Below are 21,287 nucleotides of genomic sequence, written 5' to 3'. Positions count from 1 at the left end.
AATACAAAAGAAATATATCAAATTAAGTGAAATCTAGAACAATTCACTAGCAGCTTCAAATACAGATCCTGAATACACCATGGCTGGGTGTTTAGTTTCTCCATTAAGTAATACAATCAACTGGATATCATTATTAGCTAACATTGCAGCTTCATGACCTAGCAGATCACCTATGTGCCCCAAACGACCCTCCAGGTTAAAGACCCCCAAACCAGCCTGGATGTCCTGTTCTAGACTTACATGATCTGGCAACTCTTTTAAATCAAAGCGTTGTTCTTGCATCTCTTGGCTTAATAACTTACCGGAAATGAAAGCGTCTTGCCAAACAAGCATGTCCTCAACAGTTGAGATCAGTCCGCCAGCTGCCCATACAAAACTGATACAACTTTCACTTAAAGGGCTCAATTCATCGTTATGCCCTGTGGCCAGATTTTCATTGTATACCTCAAAACCCTGCAGGTGAGTGTTATTTAACCCTAGTGGTTGGGTGATGCGTGAAGATAGTTGATGTTCAAATTTTTCACCGGTTACTTGTTCTATAATAAGACCTAGTAAAATATATCCACTACTAGAATATAGCCATTGTCCATCTGATTCTGGGCCGAAAGAGCTTGTTTCAGCATTAAAGTAAGAAAGCAGCTCCTCTGGCTGCCATGTTTTTCCGGGCTGCTTTTGTTGACAATCTCTAAAATTATCATCCTTCATATAATCTTGTAATCCAGAAGTATGATTAAGTAGTTGTCGGATCGTTATCTGCTTACTGATTCCTGAGCCAGAAAGCACACCAGGGGGAAGAATATCCCATATAGCCTGATCAAGAAAAATCCTTCCTTCATCAACGAGTTGCAGGATAAGTGTAGCGACAAAAGTTTTTGACAAACTACCGATCCTAAATTGGTGATCTTTTGTTAACTTCTCTTCTGTTTGGCTGTTTGCGACACCCTGACAAGCAACCGCGGTCGTTCCGTCAGGAAAGCGTGCACCCAACACTAATCCAGGTATATGATAGCGCTTAAGTATTTCCTTAATGCCTTTTTTTAGATTAGGCTCAAGCGTCCGTCGTAATTCAGCAGAATTAACCTCGCCTTCAAGGTAAGTATAATCTGTTAATTCTCTAGTAAGGTGTTCAATCCATTGCTGCGCCATGTCTGATGTTAAGTATTTTTTGTCGTACTTGAGTTCAATATGAAGCCTCCCGTCACTAATTGCCCCGGAAATTTCCATTTCATGCTGTAATGCCGGGCAAAGATCTGGCAAATCGAAATCTGACACATCAAGAACACGATTTTTCTCACTATTTCGGTCTAGAAAACCGTAATAATTAAAACTAACCTGTGGTCTTATTATGCCGAATGATCTCTCTGTAGATTCACAGCTAGAAAGATACCTAAGCACACCGTAACCCAAACCTTTATTGGGTACTTTCCTCATATTTATTTTAGTTTTTATAATGTCCTCAACTAGAGGGCATGATTGATTGTCTTGAGATATAACAAAAGGGAAAAGACTGGTAAACCAACCAATAGTTCGGCTGACATCTAAATCTTCAAAACAATCTTCACGACCATGATTTTCAAGGGTCACCGCATACTTGTTTGGACCAAATATCTTAGTCATGGACCTGGCATGCAAAGTGAGCAGTAGCTCATTTACTGAAATACCTTGTTTGGAATTTTTCTCCAACATCTCCCTAGTTTGAGGCTTGCTCAAGGTATAACTAATTTTATCATTTCCAGTCCCTAATGTACTTTTCGGTAATTTGAAAGACGACAGTAAAAGCTGTTCTGTTTGACTCCAAAACTCAAATTCATCCTGTAATGAATTACTCTTACTAAATTCTATCAACCGGTGAGACCACAACTGTAATGAACTGGTTTTACCACCTAAATTCACCTTTTGCCCACAGATTATCTGTTCGTAGGCTTTCTCAAGATCCTCAATTAAGATCCACCAGGAGACAGTATCAACTATTAGGTGATGAGCAATAAGGAAAATTTTATCATCACCAACTTTTGATTTAAAAATAACGCCTTGCAGTAGCGGTGACTTATTAAGCCAGCTTTGATTGGCCAATACATTCATATGGGCAGACATAGATTCCAGATCCGCCTTATTCACAGATATACTATGTAAATTAGCAGGTATCTCATTAGCTAAAATTTCTTGTTGCCACTGTTCATTTTCAGGATCATAGATAAATGTTGATCTCAAACCATCGTGATGTAGCATCAACTCACCCATGGCTTGTTGCATAGCTTTCTGATCAATTTTATTGCTGAAATTTAATAGAGCATGCTGGAAACATTTATGCTTATCGCCGTTATAGTCCCTAAAAAACCAATGCTGAATTGGTGTTAAAGGGAGCTGTCCCTGAACGAAAACATTATCCTTTTCTACAACAGGACTGACATATATCTTTAGCTGCTCTATAGTAGGATATTGTAGAACATGGCTAGCCTTAACCTTTAGACCAAATTTCTTTAATTTCGCAACGGTTTGGATTGCCTTTATCGAGTCTCCACCCAATTCAACAAAGCTTTGCCCTGCACTTATGTAGTCAACACCAAGGAGATTTTTCCAAACGGTAGCGATAGCTTCTTCTATGCTGTCTTCACTTTGCAATCCTATACCATCCTGTATTTGACTGGCAGAAAGTTGACGCAAAGCAGATTTATCCACTTTATCATTCGGTGTCATTGGGAATTTATCTAAAGCGACAAAGGTAGATGGCATCATGTACTGAGGTAACTGGGTAGATAAGGATTGGCGGATAGCACTTTCATCACCCACCACTCCAATATAATAAGCAGTAAGATATTGATTGCTAGGTTCTCCATTTACTAAGACTCGGGCGTCTAAAACCTGATCAAGTTGCTGTAATTGATATTCAATTTCGGTTGGCTCTATCCGGTAGCCTCGAATCTTGACTTGATCATCTATCCTGCCTAAAAATTCAATATTTCCATCAGGCAAACGACACACCAAATCACCAGTTCTATACATATCCAATTCCGGCGCATTTGGGTTTTTCTTAAAACATCTGGTAGTTTGCTCCTCCCTATTGAGGTAACCTCGGCCTACTCCAATTCCCGAGATACATAATTCACCAGGAATACCAACAGGTTGGATATTATGATTTTCATCTAAAACATCCATACGTAAATTAGCAATTGGCTTGCCAATTGGAATGGACTTGTACGTTTCTTTCAATACCTTTAAGGGTATTGCAGAGATATCAAATGCGCTTGATACTGCCGAGACTTCAGTAGGCCCATAAGCATTTATGTATCTGAGTCGTTCAGACCAGGTCTCCGCTAAGGTAAAATCCGTTGGCGACCCCCAAGTCATTAAAGTATTTAGGCTGGAAAGCCTTTCTGGATGCAGTTGCCTTACATAAGTAGGAGGCATAAAAGCCATTGTGATTGCGGTTTTTGTTACATAATTCTCAAACTCATCTATATCTTGAATTGTCTCATCATTTACAATTACTAGAGTGGCTCCATTCAATAAAGTCACGAAGATTTCAAACACTGAACCATCAAAGGATGAGTTAGCAAATTGTGACACCCGTTCTCCTGGGGCGAGACTTAGGTATTCACCAAAACCATGCGCAGTGTTAACTACACCTTCATGGTGCCCCAAAGTTCCTTTAGGTTTTCCTGTAGAGCCCGAAGTATAAATGATATAAGCTAAACTCTTTGATGATGGTCCGGAAATAAGATTATCGGTTTTATACCTTCCAAGTTTAACTAAATCTAGCTGAAGACATTTAACTCCGCTTAAAGAATTTATTTTTGAAGAAGACGTGGACAGTATATGGGAAACTTTACTGTCAGAGAGCATATAATCTTTACGTACCTGAGGATATTGGAGGTCAATAGGGACATAAATAGCGCCTATTTTCAATACCGCCAGGATAGATTTGATCATTAGCGGAGAGCGGGATAAATGAATACCAACAATACTACCTGGAACTACGCCTTGTTCGAGTAGATAGTTTGCAAGCTGATTAGCTTCTTGATTTAGCTCATCGTAAGTAAACCGCTCTTCTTTGTATATTAGAGCCAAAGAATTTGACTCAACTTGTGCCCAATATTCAAATCCTCGATGTAGGCTTGTATATTTTGCAGGTTTACAAGCCTGATCAAAGTCATGCGCAAACTGCTGAATTTCCTGATTATTGAGCAAAGAGATTTCCCCAATCAAACAATCTGGATCTTTTAATATTTGCTGCGCTATCAAGGTAAAGTGTTGTCCTAGTCGAACAATCGTTTCGCGTCTGAAAAGATCTGTATCATAGAGAACATTACAGCGTAACTTTCCATCTACTTCCATCCAATTTAGAATTAAGTCATACCAAGCTGTTCTCTGTTTAACATCCAGGTTTGAAAACTTTAATTCATGTGAATCAAGCTCTGGTTGTGAAAAGTTTTGAAATACTAGCAAGGTATCAAATATTGGAGAACGACTCATATCCCTCTTGATATCAAGATCTCTAATTAAATTTTCCAAACCATAAGATTGGTGAGATATGGCTTCATTAATATTGGAAATTGTTCTCTTTAAAAATTCATGAAATCGGATATCACTGTCGCAATCACTGCGTAAAGGTAAGGTATTAACAAACATACCCAGCAATGAATCTAGATCTGGGTGTTCTCGGCCAGCAGTGGGGAACCCAACAACAATATCTCTCTCGCTAGAATATTTGGCCAGCAATACCTGATATATAGACATCAAAAGCGGAAACAAACCGATTCCTTTCTTGGTACACATCTCCTTAAGGTTCTTACTAAGATCAACATCTAAAATAAATTGTTCCTGATTACCCAAAAAACGTCTTTCACTCGGTCGAGCAAAATCTGTAGGGAGTCTTAATGCAGGTGCCGGCCGTGAAAAACGATTCATCCAATAGGCTTTATTTATCTCCTGCTTTTCACGCTGCTGTGGTAATGTTTGCCAGCAACAGAAATCATGGTATTGAGCCATCGTGGATTCTGGGCAGTAGTTATTACCCGACATAATTGAACTATAAGCTGACATCAGCTGCTGGCCAAAAATGCCTAATGACCAAGCATCACATATAAGATGATGAAAGCAGTAGTAAAAATAAAATTCATGCTCATCTAATCTAAACAATTTTAACCGGAATAAAGGTGGTTCAGATAAGGTAAATGCTAGCTTACAGTCCTCGGCAATTAACGCCTGGGCTCTCTTATCTGGCTCGACTTCATGGGTTAAGTTAACGACCTTAAGTGGGTTCTTTAGATGACTCTGAATGGTCTGTACTGGTTTATCTGCAGTATAATCAATGATCGTACGTAAGATATCATACCTTTCGATTAAGGCTTCAATAGCCTTATTAAAAGCCTGAAGGTCCAAGTTACCTTTTAATTTACATGCACCAGGTATGGCGTAAGCTCCTGATTGTTCTGCAAGTGTTTCATTGAGCCAAATACTTTGTTGTTGTCTGCTCAGTGGATAGCTTTTTTGTTTAGGTGCTACGGGAATTGTTTGATAACTTTTATTTGAAGCTATCAACATTTGATCTATATAACTAGCAAGCCTAGAAATTGTATCATTTTGATAGAATTCCAGAATCGAAACTTCTACATCTAACTCTCGGTATACTTCACCTAGTGTTTTCATCGCAGTTAAGGATGTACCACCCAAATCAAAATACTTTTGATGAATACTGACTTTAGGTAGACCAAGATTAGCTCGCCAAATCTCACTCAATTTCAACTCAAATAAGCTTAATTCCTGCTCATCACATGCTTCAAATTCAGTCAAATAGCCTGAAGGATTTGGAAGAGATTTTTTGTCAATTTTTCCATTAAGCATCAAAGGGAACTTATCTAATTTTATCATTATACTTGGGATAAAATTATTACTAAGTTTTGGAGCTAGTAAAGATTTGATTTCTTCTGTAGATATATCATTATGACAAGTGTAGTAACACACCAGTAGATTACTCTGGTTATCATCCTTAAAAATGCTTAAAAAACATTGATCCAGTTCAGGTATATCGAGAATATGGCCTTCTATATCGTTAAGCTCGATTCTAATACCATTTATCTTTACCTGTCGATCAAGACGACCGAGCACCTCGACAGTATGGTCAGCTTGATATCTACCCAAATCCCCTGTTTTATAAATGACATCTTCTTCACCCTGATTTAGGGGGTTCTGTATAAAATTGGCCTGAGTCAATGAAGGGTCATTAAGATAACCTTTGCTTCTAAATGGTGTTTTAATATAAATTTCACCTATTTCTCCAATACGACAAAGTTTTGTTCCCTTCAATATTAATACCGCAGTATTAGGAATAGGCTTACCTACAGGAAGAACTCTATTCGGTTCATAAACACCCGTTTCAATTCGATAATATAGTTTAGCCAAAGTCGTCTCAGATGGCCCATAGAGATTAACTAAGCTGGTGTTACTTCCTGCTACTGAAAACCAGTGATTAACATCACGACCTAACAAGGGTTCACCAGCAAGTAAAATGTATTCCAAATGTTTTAAACTATCTTTACTCTGTATCGTAACCTCAACTTCAGTCGTTAATAGTCGAAAGATGGATGGTACACAATGAATCAAGCTAATTCTCTGAGATATAATCCACTCTAACAAGCGTCTGGCATCCATCTGCACATCATTATCGGGAATGCAACAGACGCCACCTGTCAATAACGGTAAAAATATATCTCTCAAACTTACATCAAAGGTGCTGGGTGCTAACTGTGCTACGCGATGTTGATGCTCGCTGGAAAATTCACTTATTTCCCAATGCATAAAATGGCTAAGGCTTTTATGATTGCCAACAATTGCTTTTGGATTGCCTGTAGTACCGGAAGTGAACATTATATAACAATTGTCTTCCGGTATTGCTTGCTGTAACGGATCACTCTTAGAATAAGCTGATAATAAGTTAACTTCTTTATTATCGCCTGCCTTTGCGATTGCACCAAGATCATTTTTATAGTCAAATACTACAATATGTATGTTACTGCAATCAATTTCTTCAAGCGTTCTCTTGAGCTGGCTAGCCATAGAGCTTGAAGTTAGGATAATTTCAAGCTGAGATTTTTCCAATATATCCTTAAGACGCTCGCCAGGTAATTGAGGAGATAATGGTAAAAAAGCTTGGTCATTTTTAAGAATTGCCAGTACGCCTAAAATATACTCAATACCTTTAGGGAGAAAAAGGCCTATAGAGCTTCCGTTTTTTCTTAAATTCTCACCGATGTAATGTGCCAACTGATTGGAATAAGCGTTTAGATTTTGATATGTTATTTCACGCTGACTTTCTAAAATCGCTATATTGTTTGGAAATTTGCGAGCTGTCTCAGAGAATTTTTTATGGACAAAGTATTTAGACATTTTTACTTCCTTGAAAAACATTTAATTATAAATTAGATATAACACATTTAAGGTTCCACAAATTCTTTAAGAAAGATTCCTGTGGTTATCGCTATCATTAAAAAATCTGTTTCGAACGTTTGATTAATGTCACCCGTATCTCTGAGAGCATTTTTAGTGAGCCGTTCTATGGTGTCTGGATTAAAAATTCCCTGACGGGTAATTGTCTCCTTGCTGAGCAAATCCATAATCCATTCAGGCCTATTTTTTAGCAAGAAAGGGCTTCCTGGAGCAACAAATGAGAATTTATTACGCTCAACTACGGATTTCGGAACCGTCTTCCTGGCAAGTTTCTTCAGTAGGAATTTTTCACTCCCATTCTGAACCATTAAATGTGGAGGAATCGTTCTAACAAAATTGATTAAATCAATATCAAGAAAGGGGTATCTTGCTTCTACAGAGTTAGCAAAAACTACACGATCACCGTGGTCTGCAAGTAAATGATCAGCGATACGTAGCTTAAAATCCACATAAGATCGTTGATGAATGTGATGGCGATTAGCTATTCGAGTGGGATTAATAACTGCTTGAGATGTGCAATGTTGTTTACACAGAGTCGTATTAGTATACGATGAATACAGAGCAGATTTTACCTCGTGAAATTCGTGATAATTCTTTTCGTAAAAAAAATTGTCATCCCCCCAAATGGTATTTCTAGCTTGCAATTCAAGCATATGTTCCAGATCGAATTCGCACTCATCTATTCTGGACTGCTGATCCAGCCGATAGCCAACATATCCAGCAAATAGCTCATCAGCTCCCTCACCGGTCAAAACTGCTTTTATGCCCTGCTGATGAACCATTTCTGACAAAGCTAATGCGCACGTATTATATGACTCCTTAAGTGGTGACTCTGCGGCAACAACCGCCTGAGTTAATCTTCCTAGAATATGATCAAAATAAAAAATTTTTTCACGATGATTAGAACGTATCTTATTTACTACATGCTGTTGATATTTACGCTCATCGATATCATTACGTCCAAATCCAATTGAAAATGTGTCAAATACTCTAGTTGGATTCATATCACTGGCTAAAGTAGCAATAAGTGATGAATCCAGTCCTCCACTTAAATAGAAACCAACAGGCACATCTGCATGTAACCGGGTACTGATTGCCTCTCGCAATAAGTGATCAAGTTTATCTACATAGTAATCATTTGAGCATATGTGTCCATAATCACCACTTGCTGGATAATCAAGATCCCAATATTGTTCAAGTTTCACTCCTTGCTCATTAATCACCATCAAATGTCCTGGGGGTAGACACTTAATATCACTAAACATAGTTCTTGGACTAATCATGCCAGGAAAGGTCACAATTTGATCCAAACTGATCAAATCTATGTTACGACTTATATTTTTACTATTTAAAAGAGCCTTTATTTCTGACCCAAAAAATATTTTTTTATCATTTAAATGGTAATATAGTGGAGCAATACCCACATGATCTCTGGCAAGTATTAATTTTCTCTCTCGCACATCATGCAAAGCTATGGCAAATTGGCCATTAAGTTTATTCAAGAAATCTGTTCCATACTCTTCATATAAGTGTGGAATTACCTCGCAGTCCATTTCAGTTCGAAAACTGTGCCCCTTTTTAATCAAATCCCTTTTAAGAGATTGATAATTAAATATCTCTCCATTGACTACGCAAACGACACTTTCATCTTCATTGAAAATCGGTTGATTTCCTGAATTCAAATCTAAAAAAGATAAACGTCTGAAACCGAAACATGCTTGTTCGCTTACATATAAACCTTCATCATCAGGTCCTCGATGAACTATACTTCGTGTCATTCTTTTTAATAACTCAACATCATCTGCCCCCAACGGAATCTCAAATTTTGAAGAAAATACCCCACTAATTCCACACATATCTTTACCTTAAAACTCTTCATCTATCGCTAATGCTGCATCAAGAAATTCAGCTTGTTTTTGTTTCTCTTGCGAGCCGATGAGGCTCATCTTTAAGTCTGATAGAGAAGTTTCAGATCGCTCCAACACTATTGAAATCAAGTTGATCAATTGCTGCTTAAAAGAAATTATAGAATTCTGATCCATCAACTGATTGTTATATTCGATAACCAACTCAAGAAAATCACCTTTTACTAGCATTATATTTAAATCTGCCCTGCTGGTTACAGCCGTCTCAAGTGTCTCTTTGAAAATCAAACCATCCATTTTATAACTTGAATAATTTTTATATTCCATTACGTTCAGAATGATCCGATAGAAGTCGCTTATACTACCCTCTTTAAGGTCAATCATTTCTAGTGTTTGTTCAACAGGGTAAAGTTGATGCTGAATAACATTTCGCAAGTGTGATTTTGTTTTATTGAGAAAATCAATAAATTTTAAATCAGATTCTATGTTAAGTTTTAATATTATATTGCTTAGATAAAATCCAACCTGATCCTGCAATTGTGGCAATTGTCGTGCAGCAATTGGAGAAGAATAAATTACCTCATCGGTACCGCAATAATGGCTTAGCAATATACCGGTCACACTAGACATTAAAGTATATAAACTCACTCCATTTGTTTTACAAAATTTCTGTATAGCATCCGATAGATTTTCATCTATAGTCGTCCTATACCACTCACCACTATACTGAATATTTGTATTAGCATTTGGTAATTGGGTTGGCTTTACCACTCCTTCTAATTGTCTTCTCCAAAACATTCTCTCTTTATCTGCCTGGGCTCCCTCTAGCATTCTGTTATGCCAGATTGCATAATCTTTATACTGAATCTCTAATGGTTTTAAATTTGGTGCTTTATTTTGTTTGAAACAATTATATAGGTGGCATAACTCCTTTATAAGAATGTGATTTGACCAGCCATCACAAATAATATGATGCGCATTGAAAATCAGTGCCTGAGATGATTTATCACTGGCCAGCTCAATCAGAACAACTTGAAATAACGCATCACTCTCCAGGTCAAAATAATATTTAGAAATTTCTTTATATAACTCCTTAAAATCGTTCGAGTTAAATATCATTCCTTTAGGCTTTAATACAGTCAATGGCACATCGATATCGTCATGTATCTTCTGTTGGGGCTCACCCTTGGAAAAAATGAAGTTTGTACGCAGTGATTCATGTCTTTGTATTAGATAAGAAAGAGCTTTTTCCAAAGAAGAAACACAAAGCTCACCCTCAAGCAAAAAAGCGGCGTGTACGTTATAGGCGATACTTTGTTCCTTAGATTGAGAAACCAACCACAATCTTTTTTGTGCAGCAGATAACGGATATAATTCTTGTATGTATGTGGGTTTTATTTCAGGTTGTAGCGGATTATTTTTAGACAACCAAGCATCAAGTTTCGCAACAGTTGGATATTCAAAAATTTCATTGATGGATAATTGAACTGAAAATTTCTTTGATAATTCAGCTGCAATTAGCATAGCCTTCAGGCTATGTCCTCCAAGTGTAAAAAAATCATCATTTAACTCGATGGCTGGTATTTGTAACATTTCCTGCCATGTGGCGGTAATTAGCTTCTGAGATTCAGAAAGCGAATGTGTTAATACCTCTGTACCAGTGTTTACTCTTTCACCCTTTTTCTGAAGCTCTCTAAGATCGAGTTTTCCATTTTCATTAATAGGAAATTCCCGAACCTCAAAATAGTGGCTAGGGCGCATGTAATCGGGCAATTTTCTAGATACAAAATCTCTAAGATCAAAGTTCAATAGTGAATTTTTATTTTGGTAATAAGCAATTAATTCATTCCCTGTCCTAGATTCTTTAGCGATTACTACTGCTCGCTTCAAATCTGGGTGCTCTTCTAGAACTTTAGTGATTTCCCCTAACTCAACTCGATATCCCCTAATTTTTGCCTGATCATCAATACGACCAGAAACATATAGTTCATCACTTTTGATATAACCTAAATCTCCAGTTCTATATAGACGCTCACCCGGCGTGAAAGGGCTATGAATAAATTTCTCTTTCTCAAGGTCAATATTGCTTAGGTAGCCCTGGGCTAGGCAATCCCCTTCGATACATAACTCCCCCTCCTCACCATTAGCTACTTTCTCAAGGTTTTCATCCAATATGTATGCTTTACAATTAGATATTGGCTGACCAATACTCTTAAGTTGACGGTATTGCTTAAATGTATGAATATCAAATTCACGAGTAATACAGCCTATTGTGGCTTCCGTTGGTCCATAATGATTTACAAAAACGGTGTTCTTGAAATATTTAAGATAAATATCAATATCTTCAACTCTTATACTTTCCCCACCAAGGAGAATAAGTCGAAGATTTAAATCCAGTGATTCTGTAAAATCTTGATGGTTAACCAGTATCTGGAATAGCGATGGTGTGATTTTGACAAACGTTATTTGATGCCTTGCAAGATAACTTAAAACAAAGCTAATATTCTGTCTGTCGCATTTTCTCATTAAATGTAAGCATGCGCCTGATAGAATACTGCCCCATAATGATGTATATCCTAAATCAAAGGCATAAGAAGATAGCAGTAAACTGCTATCGGAATCACATACTTGATACTTCTCAATGAACCATTGAAAATAATTGGTCAGTGAACTATGAAGTATTTTAACTCCTTTGGGTCTTCCTGTTGATCCAGAGGTATAAATAATATAGGCAATAGAATCGGGGTTTAGACCAATCTCTATCGGTAGATTACTAAATGAGGTGGAATCTATTCTGTCTAAGTCACAGCGTGAATAGAAGTTTAGTTTTGGCAGATGGGATTCACTTAATAAAACCTTCGCTAAACTGTCCTTCAGTATGAAATCTACACGGTCTTCCGGAGTGTCTGGGTCAATTGGAATGTAGCAGCAGCCAAGCTTTAATACAGCAATCAGTGCTGATATCAAAAATCTCCCTGACTCAATTTGAACAGCAATACGATCTCCTGGAAGTAGACCATATTGCTGCCTAAGCATGTGAGCCCACTGATTGCTCTCACAATCCAATTGACGGTAGCTTAAACTTTGTTTCTCAAAATTGATGGCGGTATTATCTGGATAATGATCTACCATGCTGGTGAAGCGATCTAATATACTGTTACTTCCAGACCATTCGTGATGTAATTTTACTTTCGAGCATTCAGCTTCAATGTTTTCTGGTGGCAATATGGAGTCAATTTCCATATCTGGGGATTGTAAGATATTATTAATTACCACCAGGAATAAATTTTTCCAGCTGCTAATCGTATCAAGATTAAACAGTGATTTATTGTAATGGAAATTTATTTCCAATTCTTGATGCTGTAAAATAGCCTCAAATGAAAAATCGTATGTGTTACCCTTTTGCTCTATTTTTTGAGGAACGAATTCAACACCTTTAATATTCAATACACGCTCATCGGCTTGCTCAAATACAAAATTGACGTCAAATAGTGGATTGCGACTTTTGTCTCGCTTATTTATAGAAGTTCCAAAATATTGCTCAACTAGTTTTTCGAAAGGATACTCTTGATGAGCATACGCATCAATGCAGTTGCCTTTTATTCTATGCGCTAACTCGGTAAAGGTTTTTACACCTTGCAAATTAGGTCTGTAGACCAGGGTATTGGTCATCATACCTACAATATTTTCAAATCCTCTTCTTTGTCGTAAGGCTACTGGTGCACCAACAATTGTCTCATCACTCTTAGTCAAACTCCTAATTAAAAGGATATATCCACTGAGCAGTAACATATACAATGAAACATTTAATTTCTTGGCCAGACCTGTCAATTGCTCAGTCCTTTCTTTTGACAACATAAAGGTAAGCGTATGGCCGTTAAAAGTCTGTATTTTTGCCCTAGGATAATCTAAAGGTAATTCGGGAGATTCCCGATATCCCATTAATTGATTTGTCCAATAGTTTTTATCTTCATGATATTTATCTGATTCATAATAATTTCCTTCCCATTCTACAAAGTCTTCAAACTGGGATGGTTTGGTGAGGCTATTGTTGTTTAAATTTTCATAATAGATCATGAACTCTTGGAATAGGATATTTGCAGAGAATCCATCGGCAGCGATATGGTGAATATCAAGCATGAAAATATGTTTTTCATCTTCCAAAGTAATGAGTTTAGCTCTTAGCATAGGGTCTTTTTCCAAATCATAAGATCTAAAAAATCTCTGCCTAGACTGCTCAAGAGTATCCGTCGTTACGTTTTCCAACTCTAAATTGGGGGGCAGCTCTCTATGTACAATGCGAATAAACTCTCCATTTTCCAGCTTAAAGGTAGTTCTAAGGCTCTCATGACGGCGAGAAAGTAATGTTAGAACTCGCTGAATTTTTGCTGGCTCTATGCTCCCTTTTACTTCTGCCTCATAACTTAAATGATAGGCTTGTTCAGCGCCCTTTAGGCTATTTAGAGCAAATATACGCTTTTGTGCTGAGCTCATTAACTGTTGATTTACACACCCTGTTCTGGTTGGTGTTCCATTTGGTGGTGATGGAGGGTTCATGGTGGTAAAGCTAAAACCGCCAGCTCTAAGTTCACTAATACTTTCACATACTATGTTGTAAACTTTATCTATGTCTTCATGCGTATGCTGTGTAGATAAAAAACATATACGACGTTCCCAAGTGTATACGCCTTTAAGCATCATTAAATAGAAAAGTAAATCCATTTCTATAGGCTGTAAGGCTAGCGCATATTGGCCAAAGGACTCAAAACGGAATATAGAGCCACAAGACTTAACTTTAATGGGAACGTGGTTAAATGTGAAATAGTCATTAAGTCTTTTCACCAGTAATAACGTCAATTCATTGGTTTTCTCATATAACCTTGGTCCCTTTTTCTTAATTTCCAACAAAACTGACTTAGCTGCTACTAATGCCATCGGATGGTTAGAAAAGGTTCCGGCAATAAAAGTGGCTTCTGTTTGCGGAGTAGATCCATCTTGATATTGCCAGCGTCCTCCATCGATTACATCCATGAAACGACGTTTACCGGCTACTATACCAATGGGTAAGCCACCACCAATAACTTTTCCATATGTAACTAAGTCAGCCTGAATATCAAAAAATGCCTGAGCGCCACCCGCCTGCAACCTGAACCCAGTAATTATCTCATCAAAAATTAACACGGTACCGAATTCTGAAGTCAGAGATCGAAGTTTTTGTAGAAATTGTCTTGGTTGTAACTCCGGATTTCGGCTCTGCACTGGTTCCACTAGAACAGCCGCAAGTTCTGTTCCTAGCTGCTTGATAACATCCAATGATTTGGGATCACCATATGGTAGTACAATAGTGTCTTGTACCGATTCCATAGTTACCCCCGGAGTAGTTGGGTAACTGCCATTTTCATCACTTTCCGCCAGTATTCCATCATAAATACCATGATAGGAACCCGAAAATTTTACAATTTTTGAGCGGCCTGTTTGTGTTCTGGCCATGCGAAGCGAAAGCATTACAGCTTCGGATCCTGTATTACAGTAAGATACACGCTCTGTAGCAGTAATTTCCTTAATTAATTGTGTAACTTCACCTAAAAGTGAAGAATGCGGACTAAGGACAAAACCTTTGTCCATTTGTTGCTTGACCGCATCAATTACAAATTGTGGTTTGTGTCCAAAAAAGTGAACTCCATAACCAATGGCTAAGTCGACATATCTATTGCCATCTATATCCCATAAATAGGCACCATCAGCCTCACTTGATACCAAAGGATACAGTATCTCCTTCAATGTTTTTCTAAAATTTAGACTTGTCAGATAATGTGCAAAATCATCCTTATTCTTACAACTGAAGTCTTTCGATCCAGCCGTCCTCTTATTATACCTTTTAATTAACCCATCAACGAAACTCTGTTGTTTTAGAGATAATTCGTCCTCACTGAATTTTGCCAATCTGAAGTTAGTTTTTGGATACTCCACTCTTAAATTCGAATCATTTTTCTCTGGCTTTTCCCCGACTTCTAATTTCTCACTGCCTAGGTAATCCAGTTGTGCCTGGCAAACTGCCTGTATAGTTTTCAACTGTCGGCTTAGTAAATCATGGGTATCTTTGTTAGAGCTATCACCACTAACCTCAATATTTTCTTCCAGACTTTGCTTTTGATCTATGTGAGAAGCTCCTTTAGAGGACAAATAAGCATGTAATTTATCTACGCTACTGTATTGACCGTATAACTCCATTAGTGGAACATCAACACCAAAAACATCTTGTATCTTATTTTTTAGCTGGCTCAGCATTAGGGAATCCATACCTAGAGAAAGAAAATCCTGCTGCTTTTTGTGCTGATCCATTATCAACCCGGATACGCCTTCAATTAAATTTATCAATGTATATTTGATGTTTTTTTTGTCTACAGTTGAATTGTTCAGAGTCACTTCTCTCGGAATCAACTCTTTTTTCAACTCAGCTTTTATCTCAGGGCCTGTAATATGAATTGGGAAAGTTGTTTTTGAAAAGCAATAGTAAGGTAGATCTATCGCTGTCTTCGACCATTTGCAAGACATTGCTTTCCAGTTCACTGGATAATTATGAATATATAAATCTGCCAAAGCCTGATTTAAGGTTTCAATTGAACAGCGCAATTTTCCACGCAGGGGGGATACAACAAGGCTTTCATTACCTGATCTTAAAGTCTTAGTAATGAAAGAAGATAAAACTGCGCTACCACCGAGTTCAATATAGGTATTGCATTTATGTTTGGATAATGTTTCTAGGCCATCACTGAATCTTATCGATTGTGTAATATGGGAAAGCCAGTAATTTTTTTGGGTTATTTCACTATACTCGCCTATCGGGGCTAGATTACCTGTAAGATCACTGACTATAGGTATCTTTGGTGGATTTAATGTGACACCATCAATGATTTTACCAAAAGGATCTAGAACAGTTTTCATTAATGGAGAGTGGAAAGCGTGTGAAACATCAAGCCTCTTATGGGGTATATTCAGATCTTTGAGTGTGTCTATGAATTCTTGTATATCATCAGCACTGCCACTAAGAGTAACATCACTTGGGCTATTTATAGCTGCAACCGCGATGTTGGCACTACATTTATCAATGATTGCTTGAATATCTGAAATCGACGCAAATGCTGCAACCATGGCACCTGGCATCTTTACTTTATTCATTAAAATGGCTCGGTTTGCCACCAGGTGCACTGCATCGGACAAGTTTAATATGCCCGCAGCAAAAGCTGCGGTATATTGGCCAATACTGTGTCCCAATAGATAATTTGGTCTAACTCCAAACTCTCTTAATAATTTTAATAATGCATAACCAATGGAGAATATTATTGGCTGGGAATACAAGGTCTTATTAATCCTATCAGGCTCACCTTGATACAGTAGTTCTTCCAGCGAAATATTTAAATATGGATGGAATAGTTCAGAGCATTCAGTCATAGCTTCACTAAATACTCTGAACTCCTTGTAAAGCCCCTTGGCCATATCTAGATATTGTGAACCTTGCCCCGTGAAAACAAATGCAAGAGACTCTCGAGCCTGGGTGGGCATGTTATCCGATACATATTTCTCTAACTTTGAAATCAGAGTCTCTTTATCAGGTCCTACAACAGCAATGCGATAGGGGTAATCCTGATAGCTGCGCTGACTGGCAGTCGTGATATCCAAAGCACTATATTGTTTCAGAGATAATAATTCCAAAAAATTTTCTTTGCAGCGATTTAGACTGCTTTCTGTTTTTCCAGCAATTATAAGAGTACTGTTAATATTTTTTTTGTTGGCTAAGGGCTCGATTTTGGGCCTATTTTGTAAGATAAGATGTGCGTTCGTGCCAGACAAACCAAAAGAACTGATTCCACAGTTAATCAATTGACTATTGTCAATTATTAATGATTCACTTAACGGTTTAAGTGGGATGTTACTCCATGGCACCAATGTATTCGGTTTATTTAAATGTAAGCTTTTCGGGATTATACCTTTTTCCATTGCTAAAATGAGTTTAACCACTCCAGCTATCCCGGCAGCCCCTTCTAAATGACCAATATTTGATTTAATGGAGCCTACCGGCAAGGGATTATTAGCGTCTCGATTCTTAAAGACATTGGTAAGAGCATTTAACTCCTGAGGATCACCTAGCTTTGTACCAGTTCCATGAGCTTCGATATAAGCTATATCATTTATATCAACATCAGCCTGAGCTATAGCATCTTTAATTACACTCTCTTGAGCTTGACCGTTAGGTACAGTTAGGCCACTACTTCTTCCATCATGATTGACTGAGGACCCCGTAATAACCGCACGTATTAAATCACCATCTTTCTGTGCATCCGAAAGACGTTTTAGTACCAAAACAGCACAACCTTCACCCCGGCCATAACCATTAGCGCTTTCATCAAATACCTTGCATTTTCCATCGTCAGACAAAGCATTAACTCGGCTAAGGCTGATAGACCCTTGTGGACTCAGAATTAAGTTAACGCCACCAACCAATGCCTGATCTGCCTGCCCGGTAATGAGAGAGGTTCTTGCAAGATCAATGGCCACAAGCGATGAGGAGCAAGCAGTGTCTATTGTCATACTGGGCCCAGTTAGCCCATAACAATATGATATTCTTCCTGCTGCCGTACTTGCCATAGTGCCCGTTAAGCTATGTTCCTTTAGCAAATCACTATTTTTTTGCTCAAAAACTTGATGGGAAAAGTCACTATTGGCCATACCAATATAGACTGCTGTTTTTGATCCATTGAGGCTTTCATTTTTTATACCCGCGTTATCAATTGCATGTTGACTAACAGTGAGGAGCATTCGTTGCTGAGGATCTATCGATTCTGCCTCAACCGGCGTAATCCCAAAGAAATCTGCATCAAACTCATCCACTTGCTCAAGAAAGTATCCGCACTTGGTTTTGATAGATCCCGGGTTATTTCCAGGATCGTAATAGGTATCATTGGGCCACCGTTCATTAGGAACTTGGACATTTAAGTCTATACCGTTAACTAGGTTATTAAAGAAAGCATCGTTCGATGTTTGACTTCCAGGGAACTTCCCTGCAAGCCCTATAATTGCAATTGCTTGATCATTTTTGTGTATAATCTTTGTATTCTGATTTTCAGCTGAATTATCCTTATTGTTTAGCATTTCAAACAAATAGGTTTTCAACTGCATTACGGTTGGATAGTCAAAAATACAAGAAACCGGTATATCTATGGAGAATGCGCTTTCTAATGCAGCACGGAACTCAACCGCTTTTACTGAATTAATACCATGGTCTGCTAATTTAGCATCGCCATTTTTTACATGATAACCAAGTAAAGTAAACAGCAGATCATCCAGCCGTTTATTAATCTGACCTCTGCTTTTTTCACTATTTTCATGCCTACCCTGCTCTCTATTGATTACATCAATTTCATCAAGCCTCGATTTAAATTCACCATTTAAATACCGCTCTTTTAACTTGTAACGCCGCACTTTACCGCTTGTCGTTTTAGGTATAGTTGTAACCGGTATTACCGCATGGATACGCAACCCAAGTTTTGCTTGCATGAGACATCTAAGCTCAGCGGATAATTTTATAAATTCACTCGGGCTCTTTTTATAACGCACAAAAATCAGAAGTTCTTCCGAACCAGCTTGTGTTGCAATACTACTAGCCACCACATTACGCAGTAGCAACTCTGGAATCTGTGTGCAAATTTGTTCAATATCGTGAGCATAGATATTTTGTCCATTGATAATAATCAGATCCTTCGCACGCCCTGTAATTATCAATTGCCCATCTTGGATAAAACCTAAATCGCCAGTATTCAACCATCCATCCGAGCGCAGAACTCTTTTAGTTTCATCTAAATTCTTGAAATATCCTGAAGTCACATTATTACCTTTAATGTGAATTAAACCTATATGACTATCAGGTATATCTTGACCTTTTTCATCAGCAATTTTAATATTGCATTCATCAATAGCAGTGCCCACCTCAAGAAAGGTAATGGCATTAGGGTCTTCCGAATTTAGACTGGTAACTTTTTCCCCAAAATTTAGCCTGGTACGATCCAGATAATGGGGTTTCATTGGTGCGCCCGGTTTAGGTAGAGAGACACCCACACTGGCTTCTGCAAGGCCATAAACTGGGTACATACTGTTGTATGGCAACTTATAATGCTTCAACTCCTTTAGAAATTTGTCTGCTAAAGTTAGTGAAATCGGCTCTGCACCATTAAAAATCACTCTAACACTTGACAAATCCCAGTCGAATTTACGCCTCTCCATTGAAATAAGGGTGATATGTAACCCGTAATTTGGAGTAAACAGCATGGTGCCTTTATGCACAGATGTTTTTTCCATCCAAATAAACGGTCTTCTTACAAAAATTGGAGTATCAATCAGAACTTGCTTTATACCGAGTAATGTTGAAGTAAGGTGTACAGCAATTAGGCCCATATCATGAGTTAATGGCATCCAGCTCACCATGACATCTCTGCTTGTTGCTTCTGAGCAGCTAGCTAGAGCTTTTACATTTGCAATCAAGTTTTTATGGGTTAACACTACACCTTTCGGCTGCCCTGTCGAACCGGAGGAAAACTGAATAAAGGCGATATCATCGGGTTGGACGTCACAAACAAGCTTTGAAAGATTTTTACTGTCACTGGAGGGCAGCTTAGAAAGGTCCAGTGACTTATTACTAATTCTAGTAAACTCACCCTGCAAGCCAAAGCGCTCCGAATACGCCTTCAGATTTTCAAACAACGCTGGCGAATCAAAACAAATAAAAGGATCATCCAAAATATCCCATACAGAAAACACTTTCTTATAGTTTTCATCTTTTTCGCCAACCGAAATAGGCACCGGAATGATTCCACCCAGAATACACGCCCAGAATGTAGTAGTAAAATTATGATTATTTTTAAACTGGAATATTAATTGATCTCCCTTGCTCAGCCCTTTACCAACAAGTTGATCTAGCAACGCCAAGGAATCACTATACATCTGAGCATAACTGGAAACTATTTCATTACTCAAATCATCGCAGTAAATGATCTTCTGCTCGCTATTCTTCTTACTAACCAAAGTGTCAACTAAAGTTTCTGGATTATTGTTTGAGAAACTATTTCCTCTAAGCGACATGACGCAATTCCTTTAAGCCTTTACTCAAAAATTTCTTCTGGCGCTTTAAATTCATGCAATTAAAAGCACAAATTTATGCTTCAGCAATTAAAACCTCATTACAATGAAGTGGTTTTCTGCATTTATATTAATTTACAGCCATCACAACACCCAACCTAAACGTCCGGCCTGGATAGACGATATTTTTATCAGAAAAATTTGACTTGCATTCTCTACTCAAGCGATCTTCACTGGAGTTCGAATTAATTTGGGAGGGGATTCTAAACCTAACAAGTACTGTGAGGCAGAGAGTTACTATAAACTTCCAATAAATAACAGCCAACTGCAAATCCTTTTACTTAGCTTACAACTACAAAACAATAGAATCTATTTATACCACAACCCCTAACGTCATTTGCGACACCAAATATAACGATATTTGTGACGCCAAGCTCAAATATAACAAAAAATATTCTCCTAAAAGATTAAATTTATCACTCAAAACTTAAACGCTAACCGACACACTTTTGTAATCCTTTACAAGCTACACTAGAAAATAAAATATTATTGGAATTGGGGCTGGGACATTTAATGGAGGGGCTCAATTTTATCAACAAATAAACTTTCCAGACTCTTCAGTACTTACATCTACTCACTACAGAAATCCCGCCGCCCAGTATCCCCTAGTGATCCGATAGATAAAAATTATTTATTATTGCTTGAGCATTATGCCAAACAAATCAGGAACCGGCTTAACAAGGTTAGAATTAAACAATCAAATTTCGATTAAGGCCTGGATTTACCTTTATCGTTCGCACAAATAAGCGTGAGCTTACATATGTCACTAGCGGGAGCTGTTTTATG

Annotated in this window: 3 protein-coding genes; all 3 read right to left on the bottom strand. The window is 37.8% G+C overall.

The annotated features are described in order from the left end of the window. Positions 1–33 precede the first annotated feature (33 nt). From GL2_RS16125 to GL2_RS16115, 3 genes are read right to left on the bottom strand one after another with little or no spacing between them, the layout of a single operon-like run. Positions 34–7,386, bottom strand: coding sequence for a non-ribosomal peptide synthetase (locus tag GL2_RS16125; protein ID WP_172621178.1), 7,353 nt, complete (start codon positions 7,384–7,386; stop codon positions 34–36). A gap of 47 nt (positions 7,387–7,433) precedes the next feature. After that, positions 7,434–9,302, bottom strand: a complete 1,869-nt coding sequence (gene asnB, locus GL2_RS16120; RefSeq protein WP_143731608.1) for an asparagine synthase (glutamine-hydrolyzing) — start codon at positions 9,300–9,302, stop codon at positions 7,434–7,436. Positions 9,303–9,311: 9 nt separating this feature from the next. Beyond that, positions 9,312–20,444 (bottom strand): non-ribosomal peptide synthetase/type I polyketide synthase, encoded by an 11,133-nt coding sequence (locus GL2_RS16115; protein ID WP_143731607.1) that lies wholly within the window; start codon positions 20,442–20,444, stop codon positions 9,312–9,314. Positions 20,445–21,287: the final 843 nt, after the last annotated feature.

This window comes from Microbulbifer sp. GL-2, assembly GCF_007183175.1.
GTDB lineage: Bacteria > Pseudomonadota > Gammaproteobacteria > Pseudomonadales > Cellvibrionaceae > Microbulbifer.
This window is presented reverse-complemented; position numbering and strand designations above follow the sequence as displayed.

What these genes read in the sequence shown, in the direction of transcription:
- GL2_RS16125 (WP_172621178.1), bottom strand. Translation starts at nt 7,386, where the DNA reads ATGTCTAAATACTTTGTCCATAAAAAATTCTCTGAGACAGCTCGCAAA.
- asnB (WP_143731608.1), bottom strand. Translation starts at nt 9,302, where the DNA reads ATGTGTGGAATTAGTGGGGTATTTTCTTCAAAATTTGAGATTCCGTTG.
- GL2_RS16115 (WP_143731607.1), bottom strand. Translation starts at nt 20,444, where the DNA reads ATGTCGCTTAGAGGAAATAGTTTCTCAAACAATAATCCAGAAACTTTA.